At 68.9% G+C, this 18,744-nt stretch carries 16 protein-coding genes; 7 read left to right on the top strand and 9 right to left on the bottom strand.

Translation table 11 applies throughout. The annotated features are described in order from the left end of the window. The first annotated feature begins 116 nt into the window (after positions 1-116). From DBV35_RS02255 to xylB, 5 genes are read left to right on the top strand one after another with little or no spacing between them, the layout of a single operon-like run. A complete protein-coding gene (locus DBV35_RS02255) occupies positions 117-1,454 on the top strand; it encodes an ABC transporter substrate-binding protein (protein ID WP_108658621.1) in 1,338 nt (445 codons plus the stop codon). A 56-nt stretch (positions 1,455-1,510) separates the two neighbouring features. Beyond that, entirely contained in the window at positions 1,511-2,404 is an 894-nt protein-coding gene (locus DBV35_RS02250) for a carbohydrate ABC transporter permease (protein ID WP_211099926.1), read from the top strand. Further along, on the top strand, positions 2,401-3,276 hold the full coding sequence (locus DBV35_RS02245) for a carbohydrate ABC transporter permease (RefSeq protein WP_205648432.1): 876 nt from the start codon (positions 2,401-2,403) through the stop codon (positions 3,274-3,276). Before DBV35_RS02250 ends, DBV35_RS02245 begins: the two co-directional genes overlap by 4 nt. A gap of 9 nt (positions 3,277-3,285) precedes the next feature. Continuing rightward, positions 3,286-4,278 (top strand): sugar-binding transcriptional regulator, encoded by a 993-nt coding sequence (locus DBV35_RS02240; protein ID WP_108658619.1) that lies wholly within the window; start codon positions 3,286-3,288, stop codon positions 4,276-4,278. Next, a complete protein-coding gene (gene xylB, locus DBV35_RS02235) occupies positions 4,275-5,744 on the top strand; it encodes a xylulokinase (RefSeq protein ID WP_108658618.1) in 1,470 nt (489 codons plus the stop codon). The genes DBV35_RS02240 and xylB overlap by 4 nt, the downstream gene beginning before the upstream one ends. A 95-nt stretch (positions 5,745-5,839) precedes the next feature. Here the strand turns inward: xylB and cydB are convergent, their stop codons facing one another. The 3 genes from cydB to DBV35_RS02215 form a co-directional block, all read right to left on the bottom strand. Next, positions 5,840-6,859, bottom strand: a complete 1,020-nt coding sequence (gene cydB / locus DBV35_RS02225; RefSeq protein WP_108658616.1) for a cytochrome d ubiquinol oxidase subunit II — start codon at positions 6,857-6,859, stop codon at positions 5,840-5,842. A 5-nt stretch (positions 6,860-6,864) separates the two neighbouring features. Then, a complete protein-coding gene (locus DBV35_RS02220) occupies positions 6,865-8,286 on the bottom strand; it encodes a cytochrome ubiquinol oxidase subunit I (RefSeq protein WP_108658615.1) in 1,422 nt (473 codons plus the stop codon). Between the two features lie 238 nt (positions 8,287-8,524). Beyond that, on the bottom strand, positions 8,525-9,724 hold the full coding sequence (locus tag DBV35_RS02215; RefSeq protein WP_108658614.1) for an amidohydrolase family protein: 1,200 nt from the start codon (positions 9,722-9,724) through the stop codon (positions 8,525-8,527). Between the two features lie 176 nt (positions 9,725-9,900). On the opposite strand from DBV35_RS02215, the gene DBV35_RS02210 reads away from it, so the two are divergent. Next, a complete protein-coding gene (locus tag DBV35_RS02210; protein WP_425428432.1) occupies positions 9,901-10,719 on the top strand; it encodes a ferredoxin--NADP reductase in 819 nt (272 codons plus the stop codon). 27 nt (positions 10,720-10,746) lie between these two features. Here DBV35_RS02210 and DBV35_RS02205 read toward each other — a convergent pair whose 3' ends face one another. Beyond that, positions 10,747-11,421 (bottom strand): DUF2848 family protein, encoded by a 675-nt coding sequence (locus tag DBV35_RS02205; RefSeq protein ID WP_245943815.1) that lies wholly within the window; start codon positions 11,419-11,421, stop codon positions 10,747-10,749. A 262-nt stretch (positions 11,422-11,683) separates the two neighbouring features. Here DBV35_RS02205 and DBV35_RS30115 point away from each other — a divergent pair, with 262 nt between their 5' ends. Next, a complete protein-coding gene (locus tag DBV35_RS30115; protein ID WP_157961543.1) occupies positions 11,684-11,854 on the top strand; it encodes a hypothetical protein in 171 nt (56 codons plus the stop codon). A 107-nt stretch (positions 11,855-11,961) separates the two neighbouring features. Here DBV35_RS30115 and DBV35_RS02200 read toward each other — a convergent pair whose 3' ends face one another. The 5 genes from DBV35_RS02200 to thrC are packed head-to-tail and all read right to left on the bottom strand — an operon-like array spanning position 11,962 to position 18,733. Next, positions 11,962-12,573: a tetratricopeptide repeat protein gene (locus tag DBV35_RS02200; protein ID WP_108658611.1), complete on the bottom strand. Its 612-nt coding sequence runs from the start codon at positions 12,571-12,573 to the stop codon at positions 11,962-11,964. 4 nt (positions 12,574-12,577) lie between these two features. Next, positions 12,578-15,430, bottom strand: coding sequence for an EAL domain-containing protein (locus DBV35_RS02195; RefSeq protein WP_205648431.1), 2,853 nt, complete (start codon positions 15,428-15,430; stop codon positions 12,578-12,580). Continuing rightward, positions 15,427-16,065: a GNAT family N-acetyltransferase gene (locus tag DBV35_RS02190; protein WP_108658610.1), complete on the bottom strand. Its 639-nt coding sequence runs from the start codon at positions 16,063-16,065 to the stop codon at positions 15,427-15,429. The genes DBV35_RS02195 and DBV35_RS02190 overlap by 4 nt, the downstream gene beginning before the upstream one ends. Continuing rightward, positions 16,062-17,336, bottom strand: a complete 1,275-nt coding sequence (locus DBV35_RS02185) for a M16 family metallopeptidase (RefSeq protein ID WP_205648430.1) — start codon at positions 17,334-17,336, stop codon at positions 16,062-16,064. The genes DBV35_RS02190 and DBV35_RS02185 overlap by 4 nt, the downstream gene beginning before the upstream one ends. Further along, positions 17,336-18,733, bottom strand: coding sequence for a threonine synthase (thrC, locus tag DBV35_RS02180; RefSeq protein WP_108658608.1), 1,398 nt, complete (start codon positions 18,731-18,733; stop codon positions 17,336-17,338). Before thrC ends, DBV35_RS02185 begins: the two co-directional genes overlap by 1 nt. Positions 18,734-18,744: the final 11 nt, after the last annotated feature.

The following is an 18,744-nucleotide window of genomic DNA, read 5'->3' as shown; positions in this document are numbered from 1 at the left end:
GTTTGACGCGCCGTCATTTTCTTACAAATGTATTGCTGCCGTTACAAACGAGTCAATCGGACGAACGCGGCAGACGGTCAAAGAGCGGGCCAAACCGCCGCATAGGGAGAGACGCTATGAAGTTGAGGACAACCGTGAGCGCGCTCGCGCTCACCGCGGCGATGGCGTTCGGCTCGGGCGCGGCCCAGGCCTGGTCGCTGGAAGAAGCCGCCAAGCCCTACGCCGGCACCACGGTCGACGTCGTGTTCCTGCTGCGCCCCGGCTATGAAGCCGCCGAGGAGATGCTGAAGGACTTCACCGCGAAGACCGGCATCAACGTCAACATCATCAAGCATCCGTACGAGAACGCGCTCGGCGAGCAGGTCCGCGACTTCGTCGCCGGCGGCGATCTCGACGTCGCGCTGATCGACCTCGTGTGGATCGGCAACTTCGCCGAGAATGGCTGGATCGTGCCGATCGAGGAGTTCACCTCGAACGCGGACCTCGCCGATCCCGATCTCGACCTCGAAGACTTCTTCCCGGTGACGCTCGACGCGTTCGGCACCTGGGACGGGACGGTCTACGGCCTGCCCTTCGACAATTATTCGGGCCTCATGTTCTACAACAAGTGCATGCTGGAGGAGGCCGGCTTCGACGGTCCGCCCGAGACCTGGGAAGAGCTGAAGGACAAGTATGGTCCGGCGCTGACCAAGGACGGCAAGTTCGCCTTCGCCCTCCAGTCCAAGCGCAACGAGACCCAGTCGGCCGACAGCTTCGCCCGCATGTTGTGGCCGTTCGGCGGCTCCTTCCTCGACGCCGAATTCCGCTCCAACCTGAACTCGCCGGAGAGCCAGGCCGGGCTGAAATTCCGCCAGGACCTGATGCAGTACATGCCGGACGGCATCGTCGCCTATGACCATGCCGAGACGGTGAACGGCCTTGCACAGGGTGACGTCGCGATCATCACCGAATGGTCGGCCTTCGCCTCCACGCTGAAGGATCCGAACACCTCCACCGTCGCGGACTGCATCGCCGTCGCGCCGGAGCCGAAGGGCCCCGCCGGCCGCAAGCCCGCCCTCGGCGGCTTCTCGCTCGCCGTCGCCACGCAGGCCGACGACGACGAAAAGGCCGCGGCCTGGCTGATGATCCAGTATCTGACGTCGAAGGCGAACGCGGAGACCTATCTCGACCTCGGCGGCGTCTCGGCCCGCCAGTCGGTCTATGAGGACGAGTCGATCCGCGACAAGTTCTTCTTCGCCGACGCGCTGGTCGAGAGCTGGCAGGAAGGCGTGCCGGAGTTCCGCCCGCGGTTCGCCGAGTGGCCGGAGATCACCGAGATCGTGCAGGAGTGGGGCACGAAGATGATGCTCGGCGAGGTCACGACCGAAGAAGGCGCGCAGGAGATCGGAACCCGCATGGAAGCCGTGCTCGACGACGCCGGCTACTATGACGGCGAGAAGCCCCTCGCGCAGTAAGACTCCCGATCAGCCAGGCACCCCGGTGCCTGGCTGACAACTTCGCGGTGCGATCCATGCCTCAGACCATGCCAGGGCGCGTCTCGCGCGCCACGCTGTTCGGCTTCCTCGGCCCCGCCGTCATCGCGCTGGCGGTGATCGGGATCGTGCCGCTTCTCTTCGCGGTGTGGACCTCGCTGCGGGACTACAACCTCACCAAGCTCGCCCGGCAGAAATTCATCGGGCTCGAGAATTACGCGACGGTGCTCACCGACGGCGCGTTCTGGGACGCGATGGGCCGCACCTTCACGCTGCTCGCGATCGCGCTGCCCTTGCAGCTCGCCTTCGGCCTCGGCATCGCGCTCCTCCTTCACAAGCCGGGCCTCGGCTTCTTCAAGACGATCGCGCGCCTGTCCCTCGTCGTGCCGATGGCGACCACCTACGCTGTGGTGGGCCTCCTCGGTCAGGTGATGTTCAATCTCAAATATGGGGTGGTGAACCAGCTCCTCGGCTTCGTCGGGCTCGGACCGTTCGACTGGCTCGGCGATCCGGATCTCGCCTTCGTCACCGTCATCTTCTGGGACGTGTGGCAGTGGACGCCCTTCTGCGCCCTCGTGCTCCTCGCCGGGCTCACCACCGTGCCACCCGAGATCGAGGAGGCCGCGCGGCTCGAGACCAAGAGCTGGCTCACGATCCTGCGCCACGTGCAGCTCCCCTTCCTGGTGCCGGGGCTGACGGCGCTCCTCATCCTGCGCACTGCCGACACGCTGAAGCTCTTCGACATGGTCTTCACCATGACGCGCGGCGGGCCGGGCGCGGCGACCGAGTTCATCGCCCTCCTGATCCAGCGCGTCGGCTTCCGCGCATTCGACCAGGGCCTCGCCTCGGCGCAGGCGGTGATCCTCCTCATCATCACGATCGTCCTGTCGCGCCTCTACATCTGGTTCTTCTATCGGGAGGTGCACTCGTGAGCGTCGAGACCGCCACCGGGGCGGCGCCCGCCGTCGCCAGCGCGCCCGCCGCCGCCAAGCGCGAGCGCGGCCTCTGGGTTCAGATCCTCCTCATCGCGCTCGTCATCCTGTTCTGCATCTTCCCGTTCTACTGGATGGTGACGACGAGCCTGAAGACGCAGGTGATCGCCCTCCAGTCCCCGCCGGTCTGGATCTTCGACGCGACCACCGCGAACTACACCGAGGTGCTCTTCGACGACGGTGTCGGCGCGACGCTGATCAACTCGCTGATCGTGGCGGTGTCGACGACGATCCTCGCGATCGGGCTCGGCTGCCCCGCCGCCTACGCGCTCGCCCGGTTCGAGTTCCGCGGCAAGAAGGACCTCTGGTTCTGGTTCATCACGAACCGCATGGTCTCGCCGGTCGTGCTCGCCCTCCCCTTCTTCCTCATTGTGCGGATGCTGGGGCTCCTCGACACGCACATCGTGCTGATCCTCATCTATCTGACGTTCAACCTGCCGATCGTCATCTGGATCTGCACCGACCAGTTCCGCTCCATCCCGCGCGATCTCGACGAGGCGGCGATCCTCGAAGGCGCGTCGCAATGGCGGATCTTCCGCTCGGTCTGCCTGCCGCTCGCGATGCCGGGTGTCGCGGTGAGCGCGATCTTCTCGTTCATCTTCTCGTGGAACGAACTGATGTTCGCGCTGGTGCTGACGCGCACCTATGCCAAGACCGCGCCGGCAATGGCCGTGTCCTTCATGGAGGGCTACAACCTGCCCTACGGGAAGATCATGGCGACCTCGACGCTGATCGTGATCCCGGTGATCATCTTCGCCCTCATCGCATCCAAGCAGCTCGTGCGCGGGTTGACGATGGGCGCCGTGAAGTAGGCTCCGGCGATGCCGCGCGCGCCGAAGACCCTCGCCATCGACGAGAACGAGCGGTTCCTGGCGCGCGTCGCCTGGGCCTATCACGTGGAGGGGCTGACGCAGGGGGCCGTCGCCGAACGCCTCGGCGTCACGCGCCTTCGGGTCAACAAGGCGCTGTCCGAGGCCCGGCGGAAGGGCCTCGTGCGCATCTCGCTGAACACCCACTTCGCCCCCTGCATCGAGATGGAAGAGGCGCTGAAGGCGCGCTACGGGCTGCGCGAGGCAGCCATCGCGCCGAGCCCGGAGCGGGTGGAGGACACGCAGACCGTCGTCGGCATCGCGCTCGGCCACCTCCTCAGCGTCGTCCTCGCGGACCCGGCGCTCACCCAGTTCGGCATGTCTTGGGGCAACACACTCAACATCGCGACACGCCATGTCGACCCGCTCGACCGGCCCGACCTCGAGATCCTCTCGGTGATGGGCGGCACGACGCGCGGCTCCGACATCTCCTCCTTCGAGATCACGACGCGCCTCGCGGACCTTTGCAACGCGCACCATTCCTTCTTCCCCGCCCCGCTCTATGCCGGCACGCGCGCCTCGCGCGACACGATCGTCGGCCAGGCCGTCTTCACCGACATCCTGGAGCGCATCCGCAAGGTGGACGCGCTCGCGATGGCGGTGGGCGACATGTCGGAGCGCTCGCTCCTGATGCGCGACGCGCTGCCGCCGGACGTGACGGTGGAGGCGCTCCTCGCCGCCGGCGCCGTCGGCGACGTGCTCGGCACGGTGCTCGACGCGTCCGGCCACCCGATCGACCACCCGATCAACGAGCGCCTCATCGGCATCGACTTCACCGACCTCGCCGCGATCCCGAACGTGATCCTCGCCGCAGGCGGCGCGCACAAGGTGCCGATCATCCGGGCGGTGCTGTCGCGCGGGCTTGTCGACACCTTCGTCAGCGACGAGGCGACCGCCCGCGCCCTCCTGGAGCCGGTGAGTTCCCCGGCGCTGGAGCCGGTGTGACCGCCACGCTCGGCATCGATATCGGCACCTCCGGCGTCAAGGCCGTCATCACCGACGGGATCGACCATCCGCTCGCCGAGGCCGACCAGGCGATCGCCGTCTCTTCGCCGCATCCCGGCTGGAGCGAGCAGGCGCCGGACCTGTGGTGCGAGGCGATCACCGCCTGCCTCGACCGGCTCGCCGCCGACCATCCCGCGCTGATGGCGCGGGTCGCGGGGATCGGGCTCTCCGGCCAGATGCTCGGCGCCGTGCTCGTCGACGCGGCGGATCGGCCCGTGCGTCCGGCAATCCTTTGGAACGACCAGCGCGCCATCGCCGAATGCGCAGAGCTCGCGCGTCGCGTGCCGGACATCGGGATGCGCACCAACGGCCAGCCCGACCCCGGCCTCACCGCGCCGAAGCTCCTGTGGCTCGCCGCGCACGAGCCCTCCGCGCTCGACGCCGACCTCCTGATGCTGCCGAAGGATTATGTGCGCCTCTGGCTCACCGGGGAGCGGGCGAGCGAGGCGAGCGACGCCTCCGGCACGATGCTGATGGACAATGCCTCCGCCACCTGGGACGCGGACCTCTGCGCCGCCGCCGGATGGGACGTGGCGCGCCTGCCGCCGATCATCCCGTCCTGGGCGAACGGGGGCGGACTGCGCCGTCGCCTCGCGACGCGCTGGTCGATGCGGCCGGACGTGCCGGTCGCCGCCGGAGCGGGCGACAACATGGCGGCCTCGCTCGGCGCAGGGGTCGCCGCGCCCGGCGACGCGCTCATCACCATCGGCACATCGGCGGTGGTCTGCGCGGTCGACGGGGCCTTCCACCCCGCCCCGCGCGACGCGGTCCTGACCGGCGTCCACGCCGCGCCCGGCACGTTCCTCTCCATGGCCGTCGTCATGAGCGCGACGGCTGCCTTCGCCTGGACCGCGAACCTCACCGGCGCGACCGTGTCGGCGCTCGCGGCCGAGGTCGACGCCTTCGTCGCGGCGGGGCGGATCGGCGAGGCGCCGATCGCGCTGCCGAGCCTCTCCGGCCTCAGGACCCCGCACAACCGGCCCGATGTCGGCGCGATCATGGCCGGCCTCACCGGCCGCACCGACCGCGCCGCCCTCGGCTACGCGATCCTCGAAGGGGTCGCCTTTCAGCTGCGCGAATGCGTCGACGCGCAGCGCTCGGCGGGCCTCTCGCCGAGCACCTTCTTCGTGGTCGGCGGCGGGGTGCGCAACCGGCTGTGGCTGGAGCTGATCGCGACGATGCTGGACGCGCCGCTGGCGAAAAGCGCCGCCGCCACGATGGCCGCCCCCCTCGGCGCGGCGCGTCTTGCCCGGATCGCGGCCGGGCTCGACACGACGGACATCCTTTCGGCGAAGCCGGCGGCGACGGAGAGCGTCGCGCCCGCGCCGCGCCTCGCCGACACACTCGCCGGGCGGTTCGACCGCTACCGGTCGATGCTCACCGGGCTCGGCATCGCGCGCGGCTGATCACAGCACCATCGCGCGGATGGCGTAGGCGACCAGCGTGACGGTCATGACGCCCGCGAGCCAGTAGAGCGCGAACCAGACGAGCTTGCGGGCCATCAATGATACCCGCCCTTCTCCGGGTCGAGCTTTCCGCGGAACACCCAGTACGAGTAGCCCGTGTAGGCGAGGATGATCGGCAGGAGCACCGCCGCGCCGACGAACATGAAGAGCTGCGATTTGAACGGCGCCGCCGCCTCGTGGATCGTCACCGAAGTCGGGATCACGTACGGCCACATCGAGATGCCGAGCCCGAAGAAGGTCACGAGGAAGAGGGCGAGCGCGATGAGGAAGGGCCACTTGTCGTGCTCGTGGATGTGGATCGCGCGGAAGAGCGCGAACGTCAGCAGCGCGACCACCACCGGCACCGGCGCGGCATAGAGGATGTTCGGCCAGGCGAACCACCGCTCCGAGTAGGCCGCGTCGAGATAGGGCGTGAAGAGGCTCACGATCACGATGAAGGCGACCGTCGCGAGCGCGAAGCGCCAGGCGAGGCGGCGCGCCTTCAGCTGCGGCTCGCCGAGGAGCTTCATGTTGAGCCACGTAGCCCCGAGGAGCGCGTAGCCCGACACCACCGCCGCCCCGGTGACGACCGAGAAGGGGGTGAGCCAGTCGAGCCAGCCGCCGCCATAGGACCGGCCGACGACGGTGACGCCCTGGAGGATCGCGCCGAGCGCCACGCCCTGGCAGAAGGCGGCCATCGTGGAGCCGACGATGAAGGCCCAGTCCCACGCCGGCCGCCAGCGCACCGTGCGCCAGCGGAACTCGAACGCGACGCCCCGGAAGACGAGCGCGAGGAGCATCGCGATGACGGGCGCGTAGAGCGCCGGCATCAGGATCGCGTACGCGAGCGGGAAGGCGGCGAAGAGCCCGCCCCCGCCGAGGACGAGCCAGGTCTCGTTGCCGTCCCACACCGGGGCGACGGAGTTCATCACGAGGTCGCGGTCGGCCTTCTTCGGGAAGAAGGGGTAAAGGATGCCGAGGCCGAGATCGAACCCGTCGAGCGCGACGTAGATGAAGATCGCGGTGGCGAGGAGGATCGCCCAGGCGACTGTGAGGTCGAGGCTTGCAAAGTCCATCTGTCCTACTCCGCCGGGAGGGCGCCGGGGCCGGCGATCTGCGCGGCCGGGGTGATGCCGGAGGTCCGGATCGGCCCGTCCTCCTTGGAGACGCCCTTTTCGAGCGGGGTCGGCGCGTGGCCCATCAGGCGCAGGATGTAGAAGACGCCCGCGCCGAACACGATGAAGTAGATGACGATGAAGGCGATCAGCGAGGCGCCCACCGCCGGCGCCGCGATCGGCGACGCGCTTTCGGCCGTTCTGAGGAGCCCGTAGACGGTGTAGGGCTGGCGGCCGACCTCCGTCGTCATCCACCCCGCGATCACCGCGACGATGCCGGCCGGGCTCATCAGGAGCGCGGCCCGCAGGAGGGGGCGCGAGGTGTAGAGCCGCCCGCGCCAGCGCGCCCAGACGCTCCAGAGGCCGATGCCGAGCATCAGGAAGCCGATCCCGACCATCACGCGGAAGGCGAAGAAGGGGATCGCGACGGGCGGACGGTCCTCGCGCGGGATCGCGGCGAGGCCGTCGAGCGGCGCGTCGAGATCGTGCTTCAGGATGAGGGAGGAGAGCTTCGGGATCTGGACCGCGTAGTCGATCCGCTCCTCCGCCTCGTTCGGGATGCCGAAGAGGAAGAGCGGCGCGCCGTCCGGATAGTCGGGATAGTGCCCCTCCATCGCGGCGATCTTCATCGGCTGGTGCTCCAGCGTGTTGAGACCGTGCGCATCGCCGAGGAAAATCTGCACCGGCGCCACGAGGGCGGCCATCCACATCGCCATCGAGAACATGGTGACGACGCTCTTGTTGCCGGCGCGCCCCTTGAGGAGGTGGTAGGCGCCGACGCCGCCGACGATGAAGGCGGTCGTGAGGTAGGCGGCCGTCAGCGTGTGGGCGAAGCGCGGCAGGAAGGACGGGTTGAAGATGATCGCCCACCAGTCCTCCGGCACGAACTGCCCGTTCTCGGCGATCGAGTAGCCGGCGGGCGTGTGCATCCAGGAGTTCACGCTGAGGATCCAGGAAGCGGAGATCGCGGTGCCGACCGCCACCATCAGGCAGGCGATCATGTGGAGCGTGTCGCCGACGCGCTCGCGGCCGAAGAGCATGATGCCGAGGAAGCCGGCCTCCAGGAAGAAGGCGGTCAGCACCTCGTAGGCCATCAGCGGGCCGAGGACCGGGCCGGTCTTGTCGGAGAAGACGGCCCAGTTCGTGCCGAACTGGTAGCTCATCGTGATGCCCGACACGACGCCCATCGCGAAGGCGACGGCGAAGATCTTCACCCAGAACTTCCAGAGCTGGAGATAGGCGTCGTCGCGCGTCCAGAGCCACATCCCGTTCAGCACCGCGAGGAAGCTCGCGAGGCCGATCGTGAAGGACGGGAAGATGAAGTGGAACGCGACGGTGAAGGCGAACTGGATGCGCGCCAGCATCACCGGGTCGAATGTGTCGAGCATCGGGGCTCACCCTTTCGCCGGCGGTGACGACCCATTGGCCTTCACAAATTTCAGTAATTTCTGAAATTAATGGAAGACGACGATCGACTCACCCCCTGCGCGGCGGCGGCGCATCATATGTCGCACCCACCTCCGGGGGACGGCACCCGGCGTGAAGGTCCCGGAATCCGGGCAAAAAGAAAGGCGCCACCCGCAGGTGGCGCCTTCGTGCATGGCTGGATTGAGCGGGTGTCGGGGGTCAGTGCCCGCCGCCGACCTCGCCCTTTTCCCCGGCGATGAGGGGGATCTTGTAGGCGGGAGGCGTGTTGCGGCTGCGGCGCGAGCGGACGACGCCGTCGATGATCGTCATGCCGACGCCCGGCAAATTCCCCTGCTCGATCGATTCCAGGATCGTCTTGCCCGGCGCGTGCTGGGCCTGGTCCATCAGCACGAAGTCGGCGGCGCGGCCGACTTCGACGATGCCGCAATCAAGCTCCCGCACGCGCGCCGTGTTGCCCGTCGCGAAGCAGATGGCGATCTCCGCCGGCACGTTGCCGAAGCTCGACAGCAGCGCGACCATGCGCAGGATGCCGAGCGGCTGGACGCCCGAGCCCGCCGGCCCGTCGGTGCCGAGGATGACCCGGTCGAGCTCCTTCAGTTCGCGCGCGGTGTTCAGCGTCAGGAGCGCGGCCCGCTCGTTGCCGTTGTGCACGATCTCGAGGCCGCGCTTGCAGCTCTCGCAGATGCAGATGATCTGGTCGTCCGGCAGCGCCGAGTGGCCGCCATTGATGTGGCCGATGACGTCGGTGTCGGCCTCGAGCACCACGTCCTTGTCGATGAGGCCGGAGCCGGGGATCGACGGGCCGCCGGTGTGGATGGTGGACTGGATGCCGTATTTGCGCGCCCAGGCGACCATCTGCCGCGCGGTCGCCCCGTCCTTCACGCTGCCGAGGCCGACCTCGCCGAGGAGCTTCACGCCCGCTTCCGCAAGCTCCTTGAAGTCGTGCTCTTCGAGCCCGTGCTCGATGACGGGCGCGCCGGCGTGGACCTTCATGCCGGAGGGGCGGAGATTTTCGTACCAGCGCTGCGCCGCGATCGCCATCGCCTTCAGCCCGACGATGTCCTTCGGGCGGCCCGGCATGTGGACCTCGCCAGCCGAGATGATCGTGGTGACGCCGCCGTGGAGGGTGGAGTCGATCCAGTGGAGCTGCTGCTGGCGCGGCGTGTAGTCGCCCACGACCGGGTGGACGTGGCTGTCGATCAGGCCCGGCGCCAGCGTCGTGCCCTGCGCGTCGATCTCCAGATGCGCCTGGTCGGTGTCGAGATCCTTCTTCTTGCCGATTTCAGTGATGCGCCCATCGATGGCGATCACGCAGTCAGCATCGAGGATCGGCTCCTCCATCCGTCCGGAAAGAAGCAAGCCGATATTGTGAATCACGAGCTTTTGGGGTTCTGACATAAGCGGTCTCTTCGCGCGGGGTCCGACCGGCGGTCCGGTTCGTTCGCACACTAACACCGGTCAACCCTGGCACAAGCGTTGCAGGCCTGCACCTTGACGATTCCCGCCCCCCTCTAGTATTTGTTTGCGCACTAACGATCTTTATGGCGACCGATCCTAACGCTGGGAGTGTTTCCTTGGACACTTTGGCCCTCGCAGACGGCGCACGTCCGCACATCGCGATCCCTGCCAACTGCTTTGCCGAAACGGTGACCTCGGTTCACCACTATACGGACTTCCTGTTCAAGTTCCGCATCACCCGTCCCGCGAGCTTCCGCTTCCGCTCGGGCGAATTCGTGATGATCGGTCTGCCGAACGCGGAGAAGCCGGTCTTCCGTGCCTACTCGATCGCGAGCCCGTCCTGGGACGAGGAGCTCGAATTCTTCTCGATCAAGGTGCCGAACGGTCCGCTGACCGAGCACCTGCAGAAGATCCAGATCGGCGACACCATTCTCCTGCGGAAGAAGTCGACCGGCACGCTCGTGAACGATGCCCTCATTCCGGGCAAGCGCCTCTACATGTTCTCGACCGGCACCGGCATCGCGCCCTTCGCCTCGCTGATCCGCGATCCGGAGACGTACGAGAAGTTCGACCAGGTGATCCTCACCCACACCTGCCGTGAGGTCGCCGAGCTCGCCTATGGCGAGGAGCTGGTCGATCGCACGATTAACGACCCGCTCGTCGGCGAGATGGTGGACGGCAAGCTCGTCTACTACGGCAGCGCCACGCGCGAGCCCCACGCCCACACGGGGCGCATCACCGACCTCCTCGCCTCCGGCCAGCTCTTCACCGATCTCGGCCTGCCGCCGATCAATCCGGACGAGGACCGCGCCATGATCTGCGGGTCGATGGCGATGATCAACGACACGAAGGCGATCCTGGAAGGCTTCGGCCTCACCGAGGGCGCGAACAACGCGCCGAGCACCTACGTGGTGGAGCGCGCCTTCGTCGGCTGAGGCCGGCGGCGCGCCCCTTTCGCGAGGTCAGGAGACCTCGGGCAGCACCTTCACCGAGTAAGCGAAGGCGATCGACTTGTCGGTCGCCGGATCGCTGATCGTCCCGCGGAAGTGCCGCGCGGGGACGATCGCGCCCGTCAGCGTCGGCAGCGTCCCGCAGAACACCACCGTCCCCTCCGGCAGGCCGCCGAGCGCGGCCCGCGCCCCCTCGACCAGCGAGGCGAGCGGGCGGATCGAGGCGAGCGTCCCGCGCTGATAATCCGTCCAGTGCTTGCCGTCCTCGCTCACTTCCGAATGCAGCGTCAGCGCGTCGAGATCGTCGATCGAGGCGAAGCGCAGCGCCTGCCGGGCGACCGGCTTGCCCGCGATCGCCTTCGACAGCGCGACCGAGTGCGCTTCGAGATCGCGGTCGGTGTGGTCGGAGCCCGCGGTGAGCAGCAGCCCGCCCGCCGTCACGACCACCACCGGCTCCAGTTCCCCCGAGGATCCGGCGCCGACGGCGTCAATCTCGCCGTCCTGCGTCACCAGATGGCGGCCGACGCGGTAGTAGAGCGGCACCGTGCTCGGCGGGGCGACGCCGATCGCGGCGAGCTCGTCGATATGATGCTGGACGGCGGCCTGATCGCGTCCGGTCCAGCCCGCCACGACCACGTGGGCGGGCTCCACCGCGATCGTCGCGCCGTCGACATGAAACTCCAGCACCCGTCCCTCCTTCGGCAACTCTGCGCGCGACCTTAACCGCCACGCCCATAAAGCGAAACGCAAAGGGCGCGCCGCCGGGGCCATGCTCGCCCAGCCGCCTCCGCCCTGCCATGACAACGATCATCCGTCCGCGAATTTCGCCGCCGGGCCGGACGCGGAAATCTTGCCGCTCCAGCGGATCGCGCGCTGATTTCTGTGGCCCACAATCATCAGCGCGCCGCGCTTCGCACCATTTCAGTCGCGGCGCTGCGACAAAACCCCGTTGCGCGCGGGCGATCCGTCGTGGACACTGCCCGCTGGAACCGGTAATCGGGTCCGGTCCGGTCCGTTCTCGACCATCAACGCCATCGAGGTCGTCTTCGTGCTCATCTCCCTCTTCGCGGCCCTCACCTGGACCTATCTGCGCCGCCGGGAATCGAAGACCCCGCGCTGAGCGAGGCGCGCTCCGGCCCGCCCGCCGACACGGCGACGCGGGGCCGCTCCATCACGAGATCATCGCAAGGCTGAGAGGCGCATGTCGCGCCGTGCCGGCCGCCGGGCTCAGTCGGCCTTCTTCCCGGACTCGGCGCTTTTGCGCAGGGCAAGGGCGAGGCGGGCGTTGGGTCGCTGGCTGCGGACTTCAGCCGCAAGGTCGGGCGACACGGCGCCGAGCGCCACTTCCATCTCGTCGAGCCGGCCGAGATCGCGCAGCGCCTCGGCGCGGATCACCGCCGCGTGCTTGCCGGACATGTCCATCACGCGCTCCAGCGCATCGCCCGGCCGCTCCGCCTTCAGGAGGAGGGCGGCGAGGTTGAGGCGCGCGTCGATATCGTGCGGCTCGGACGACAGGAACCGCTCGAACCCGTCGCGGGCGGCGTCGTAGCGGCCAAGCTCCATCAGCGCGCACGCCCGCTCGAAGAGCGCGTTGACGAAGCGCGGCTCGCGCGCGAGCGCGGCGTCGGCGGCGGCGACCGCGTCCTCCGCACGGCCCGCGCGGCGCAGCGCCACGGCCTTGTTGTAGTGGAGGGCGGGGGCGCCTGGCTGGAGGGCGATCAGCCCGTCGAGCGCGTCGATCGCGTCGTCCCAGTCGCCGGCCTCGACCGCCGCCTCGAAGCGCCGCGCCAGACGGTCCAGCTCCGGCTGGACCGCGGGGCGGGCGCCCTTGCGCATCATGGCTCTATTCCGCGGCCGCGGCGGCGTGCTCGACCGCAAGGGTCGGGGCCGCCTGGGCGGTGACGAGGCGCCCGAAGGCGGAGCCGACGGCGTAGCGCGCGCCGAGCGCGTGGAGGTCCGTCGCCTCGCGCATCGTAGAGACGCCGCCGACCATCACCCGCGCTTCCAGCGCCGTCGCCATCGCGAAGAGGGCCGACAGCATCTTCTGGCGCCGGATGCCCTCGCCCGCGGCGGTGAGGTGCTCGTCGAAGCGGATGCCGTCGATCGCGAGGCGGTGGAGGTTCGGCAGCGCCGTGGTGCGCCGCGCGAAGTCGACGATCCAGGTCCCCGCCCCGACATCGCGCAGGCGCGACAGGAGCTGCGCCGCGAACTCGGGATTGTCGGTCACGATCGATTCGGGGATACCGATCTGAAGCGCCCCGGCGTCGAGGCGGTTGCGGGCGATCACCGTCTTCACGTCGCCGACGAGCTCGGAGCGGAAGGCGTCCGGCACGGGGATCGTGAGGAGGAGGGAGAGCGCCTTGCCGCCCGCGCGCCACTCGGCGAGCGTCTGGGCCGACCGTTCGAGCGTCGCCAGCGCGAGCTGCACGGCCATCCCCTCGTGCGCGGCGACCTCCAGAAGCTCGGCCCAGTTGAGCGGGCCCTGGAGCGGGTGATGCCAGGACGGCATCGCCTCGTAGCCGACCGTGCGGTCGTTCATGAGGTCGCGGATCGGGCGGTACTGCACCTTCACCTTGTCCTCGGTGATCGCGCGCTTCAGGTCGCGCGCGAGCGAGCGGCCGCTCATGTTGAGGCGGCGCATCAGCGGATCGAACACCTCGCCACGGTCGCCGCCCTGGCGCTTGGCGCGGCGGAGCGCCAGCTCGGCATTGTCGAGGAGCTCGGCCGCGCTTTCGGCCTTGAGGTCGATGCCGGCGATGCCGAGCGAGACCTTCACCGACATCTCGCGGTCGGCGAACTGGATCGGCGCGCCGATCGTCTCGCGCACCTTGTCGATGAACTCCTCGATCTTGGCGGGGTCCTGATAGATGAGGAGGCCGAACGAATCGCCGGAGAGGCGGGCGACGCTGTCGTGCCGCTTCAGGATGCGCCCGAGGCGGCGCGCCATGGTGAGGAGGACCGAGTCGCCGACCGACTGGCCGTACGTGTCGTTGATCTCGGAGAAATCGTCCGGGTTGACGACGACGACGAAGAGGCGCTGGGCGGTGCTCTCGTTCGACCACGCGCGCGCCATCTCGATCCGGTCGAGGAAGAGGTGGCGGTTCGGCAGGCCCGTCAGGTTGTCGTAGACGCTGTCGTGGAGGAGGCGCTCCTCGCTCGTCTTCGCCTCGGTCATGTCGTTGAGGGTGCCGACGCAGCGGATGATCTCGCCGGTCGAACCGATCACCGGGCGGGCGCGCAGGCGGAACCAGCGGAAATGGCCGTCGACGCCGCGGAAGCGGAAGAGGTCGCTGATGCGGCCGCGGCGGCGATCGACGATCGCGTCGAGCGTCGCGCGGAAGCGATCGCGGTCCTGCGGATGGAGGACCGCGAACCAATCCTGCGGCGGGCCCTGGAGTTCGCCCCGGTCGAGCCCCAGACGGTGCTCGGCCTCGGCGCCGCACGAGATGTGGTCGCGCGAGACGTCCCAGTCCCACACGATATCGCCGGCGCCGGCGAGCGCCAGAACGTCCCGCTCCACGTCCTTCGCGAGGGAGGGGGCGATGGTCGCGCCGGCGAAGGCGTACTGCATCACCGTGAAGCCGATGAGGAGGACGAGGAGGATCAGCCCGCCATTCAGCGCCGGCTGCACGAAGTCGTTGTCGATCTCGCCCGAGAGGGTCAGCGCCGCGCCGACGATCCAGGCGATGAGGAGGAGCCAGGTCGGCAGGATCAGGATCGCCCGGTCGTGGCCCCGGATCGCGGAGATCAGGATCGCGATAAGGCCGAGCCCCGCCACCCCCGCGAGCGCGCAGCGCGCGATGCTCGCCGTCAGCACCGGGTCGTTCGAGGCGAGCCACCCGGCGACGGCGGCGAGCGGCACCATCGCGAAGAGCGCGTAGGCGTTGCGCACGCGCCATCGGGTGAAGTTCAGATAGGAGATCAGGAAGGCCGCGAGCGCGAGGACGAGCATCGACTCGGCGAACGCGCGCAGCACCGCCTCATTGGACAATCGCGCCGAGAGCACGTCGCCGAGGAAGGCGAAATCGATCAGCACGTAGCCGAACGCCACCCAGGCGAGGACCGCCGCCGAGGCGAACATCATCGAGCCCTTGATGACGAACACCACGAGGAAGAAGAGGGCGAGAAGGCCCGAGATGCCGACGACGATGCCCTTGAACAGCGTGTAGGCGTTCTGGCTGTCGCGATAGACGCCGGGCTCCCACAGGCGCAGCATCGGAAGCTGCGGCGTCGTCAATTCGAGGACGTAGGTGACCGTCGCGCCCGGATCGAGCGTGATGAGGAAGACGTCCGCGTCCGCGCTCGCGACGCGGGTCGGGGGGAAGCCCTCGCTCGGCGTGATGGCGACGATGCGCTCGTCGCCGAGGTCGGGGTTCAGCACGCCGGAATTGGCGAGACGGTGGTGCGGCGCGACCATCAGGCGGTCGATCTGCTCGTCACCCGGGTTCTGGAGGCCGATGACCGCCCAGTGGCGCGTCTCGGGGTTGGTGGCGCGCACCTCGATGCGCTGGACGACACCGTCGAGGTCCGGCGCGGTCGAGACGCGCAGGTCCCCGAGCTGGTCGGTGTACATCTCGACGCGGGGGCGCAGGTCCGTGAAGGGGGCCGTGTCGCTCACCGGGACGGCGTCGACCGCGTGCGCGGCCGTCGCGCCTGCGAGCACCAGCAGGAGGAGCGCGACGAGAGCGCGGATCATGCTCCGCCCCCTTCCGTGCCGCCCTGGGACGCGCCGATCTGGTCCCCGGCGCAGAGCGCGAAGAGGACATGATCGCGCCAGGCGCCATTGATGCAGAGGAAACGGCGCGCGTAGCCTTCCTCACTGAAACCCACTCGACGCAACAGACGCATGGACCGTTCATTGTGCGGCAGGGTCGCCGCTTCTATCCGGTTAAGGCCAAGCACATCGAAACAGAACGGGACGATGCGGCGCACCGCGTCGCCCATCAGCCCCTGGCCGGCGAATCGCTCACCCATCCAATAGCCGACCGAGCAGGATTGCGTGACCCCGCGCTTGACGTGCGCGAGCGTGAGGCCGCCAGCGAGCTGGCCATGTTCGGACTCAAATACAAAGAGGGCGTAACCTTCGTCGCTGCGGATCTCGCGATGATAGCGGCGGATCCGGCGGCGGAAGGCCATGCGGGTCAGATCGTCGCGCGGCCAGATCGGCTCCCACGGCTTCAGGAAATGCCGGCTCTCCGCGCGGAGCTGGCTCCACTCGGTATAGTCCGTGGCGAGCGGCATCTTGAGGAAGGTCTTTTCGCCGCGAAGGATCGTGCCTTCATTGAGCGCGGCCGATCCGCGAACGAGGGATGAGCGCGGCAATGCGCTCATGCCATCGGCCCCCGCCGCCCCGATCCACCGAACCGCCGCGCGATCACCGCAACGCTCGGCATCGCCATCGCGCCGATGCCGACGAGGGTCGGCGCCGTCTGCACCATCTCGGCGAGGAGAGCGCGCACGTCCTCGGGCGCGACGCGCTCGATCTCGGCGATCCGCTCTTCCTTCGAGACGGGGCGGCCATAGACGATCGCCTGCCGGGCCGCCTGCCCCATCCGCGCGTTGCAGCTCTCGCGCGACATCAGGAGGCCGGCCTTGAGCTGCGCCTTCGCGCGGCCGAGCTCCTCGACGGAGATGCCCTCGATCGCGCTCTCCAACTCGTCGAGGACGACGGTCTCGGCCTCCTCCACCTCGTCGGCGGTGGTGGCGAGATGGATCGCGAACACGCCCGAATCGGCGAAGGCCCAGTGGAAGGCGGAGGTGTCGTAGACGAGGCCGCGCTCTTCGCGCAGCGCCTGGAAGAGGCGCGAGGAGAGCCCGCCCCCCATCACCATCGCCGCGAGCTGCGCCGTTACCGCCTTCGGGTCCGTCGCGCGGCGCCCCTCGAAGCCGAGGATCCACTGGCACTCGGACGAATCCTGCGCCTCGCTGGCGATGCCGCCGGTGTAGCGGGCGGGCGAGGGCACGGGCGCGGCGCGCTGCGGCAGGGTCTCGAACGCGCGCGAGACGGCGTCGACGAGCCGGTCATGGTCGACGGCGCCCGCCGCCGAGACGGTCATCGCGCCGGCGGTGTAGTGCCCGTCGAAGAATTTGCGCAGCGCCGCCGCGTCGACCGCGCCGACGCTGTCGCGCGTGCCGAGGATGCGCCGGCCGAGCGCCTGGCCGCGATAGGCCGCCTCCGGGAAGGCGTCGAACGCGCGGTCCTCCGGCACGTCCTCGGCGGCGCCGATCTCCTGGAGGATGACGTTGCGCTCGCGCTCGATGTCGGCCGGGTCGAAGGTCGGCTGGGTGAGGATGTCGGACAGGATGTCGAGCGCGAGGGGCATGTCCTCGGCGAGGATGCGCGAGTGGTAGGCCGTCGTCTCGACGCTTGTCGCGGCGTTGATCTCGCCGCCGACCGTCTCGATCGCCTCGGAGATCTCGCGCGCCGAGCGCTTGGCCGTGCCCTTGAAGGCCATGTGCTCCAAGAAGTGGGCGATGCCGTGCTCGCCCTCCCCCTCGGAGCGGGCGCCGGTCTTCACCCACACCCCGAGCGCCGCCGAATCGACGTGCGCCATCGCGTCGCTGACGACGGTGAGACCGCTATCGAGCCGCGTCATTCGCATCAGACGGTCACCGCGCGCGACCGGTCGACGATGTGGCGGGCGACGCTCGCGATATCGGCGCTAATCCGGGTCATCCGCTCCGGCGCGCTCATCACGGCGTCAAGCCGCTCCGGCCGCACCGGGCGCACGCCGCATCCAGCCTCGACCGCGTCGGGGAATTTCGCCGGATGCGCCGTCGCGAGCGTGATCATCGGCACGCCCTCGGGCAGCGTCGTCGCGCGCGCGGCGTGGAGGCCCACCGCCGTGTGCGGGTCCACGATCATGCCGGTCTCGGCGTAGATCTCGCCGATCGTGCGGCGGGTGTCCTCGTCGTCGGCCCGGCCGGAGGAGAAGAGCGTTCCCATCGCGGCGCGCTCGGCGTCGGTGAGGGAGAAGCCGGCGGAGAGGTCGTTCATGCGCGAGGCGATGGAGGCGGCGTCGCGGCCCGACAGGTCGAACACCAGGCGCTCGAAGTTGGAGGAGACCTGGATGTCCATCGACGGGGAGGTCGACGGCATCACGCGGCCGGGCGCGTACCGGCCGGTCTTCGCGGTGCGATCCAAAATATCGTTCTGGTTCGTTGCGATCACGAGGCGCTCGATCGGAAGACCCATTTTATGGGCCACGTAGCCGGCAAGAATATCGCCAAAATTTCCTGTGGGAACAGAAAACGCAACCTTACGGTCCGGCCCGCCGAGCGCGAGGGCGCCGAAGAGATAATAGGTGATCTGCGCCGCGACGCGGGCCCAGTTGATCGAGTTCACGCCGCTCATCGCGACGCGCTCGTTGAAGGCGCGATCCACGAAGAGCGCCTTCACGATTCGCTGGCAGTCGTCGAAGTCGCCGTCCACCGCGAGGGTGTGGACGTTGTCGTCGGCGATGGTCGTCATCTGGCGCCGCTGCACCTCGGAGACGCGCCCGTCCGGGAAGAGAATGAAGAGGTCGATCGCCGAGCGGCCGCGGAAGGCCTCGGCGGCGGCCGCGCCGGTGTCGCCGGAGGTGGCGGTCACGATCGTCGCGCGCCGGCCGCGGGCCGACAGGATGCGGTCCATCAGGCGGGCGAGCGTCTGCATCGCCACGTCCTTGAAGGCGAAGGTCGGGCCGTGGAAGAGCTCGAGCACATAGTCGCGCGGGCCGACCTGCACGAGCGGCGTGCGCGCGGCGTGCGCGAAGGTCGCCATCGCGGCGTCGATGTCGGCGCCCAGCGCATCGTCGGCGAGGTCGCCGGCGGCGAAGCGCGTCAGCACCGCCCGCGCCATCGTCTCGAACGGCTGGGCGACGAGCGCACGCAGCTCGCCCTCGGCGAAGGCCGGATAGGTCTCAGGAACGAACAGACCGCCGTCCGGGGCGAGCCCGGTCAGCGTCGCGTCACAAAAGCGGAGCGGCGCCGCCGCGCCGCGTGTGGAGATGTACTGCACCCGTGGTCTCC

The organism is Acuticoccus kandeliae (assembly GCF_003073115.1).
This window is presented reverse-complemented; position numbering and strand designations above follow the sequence as displayed.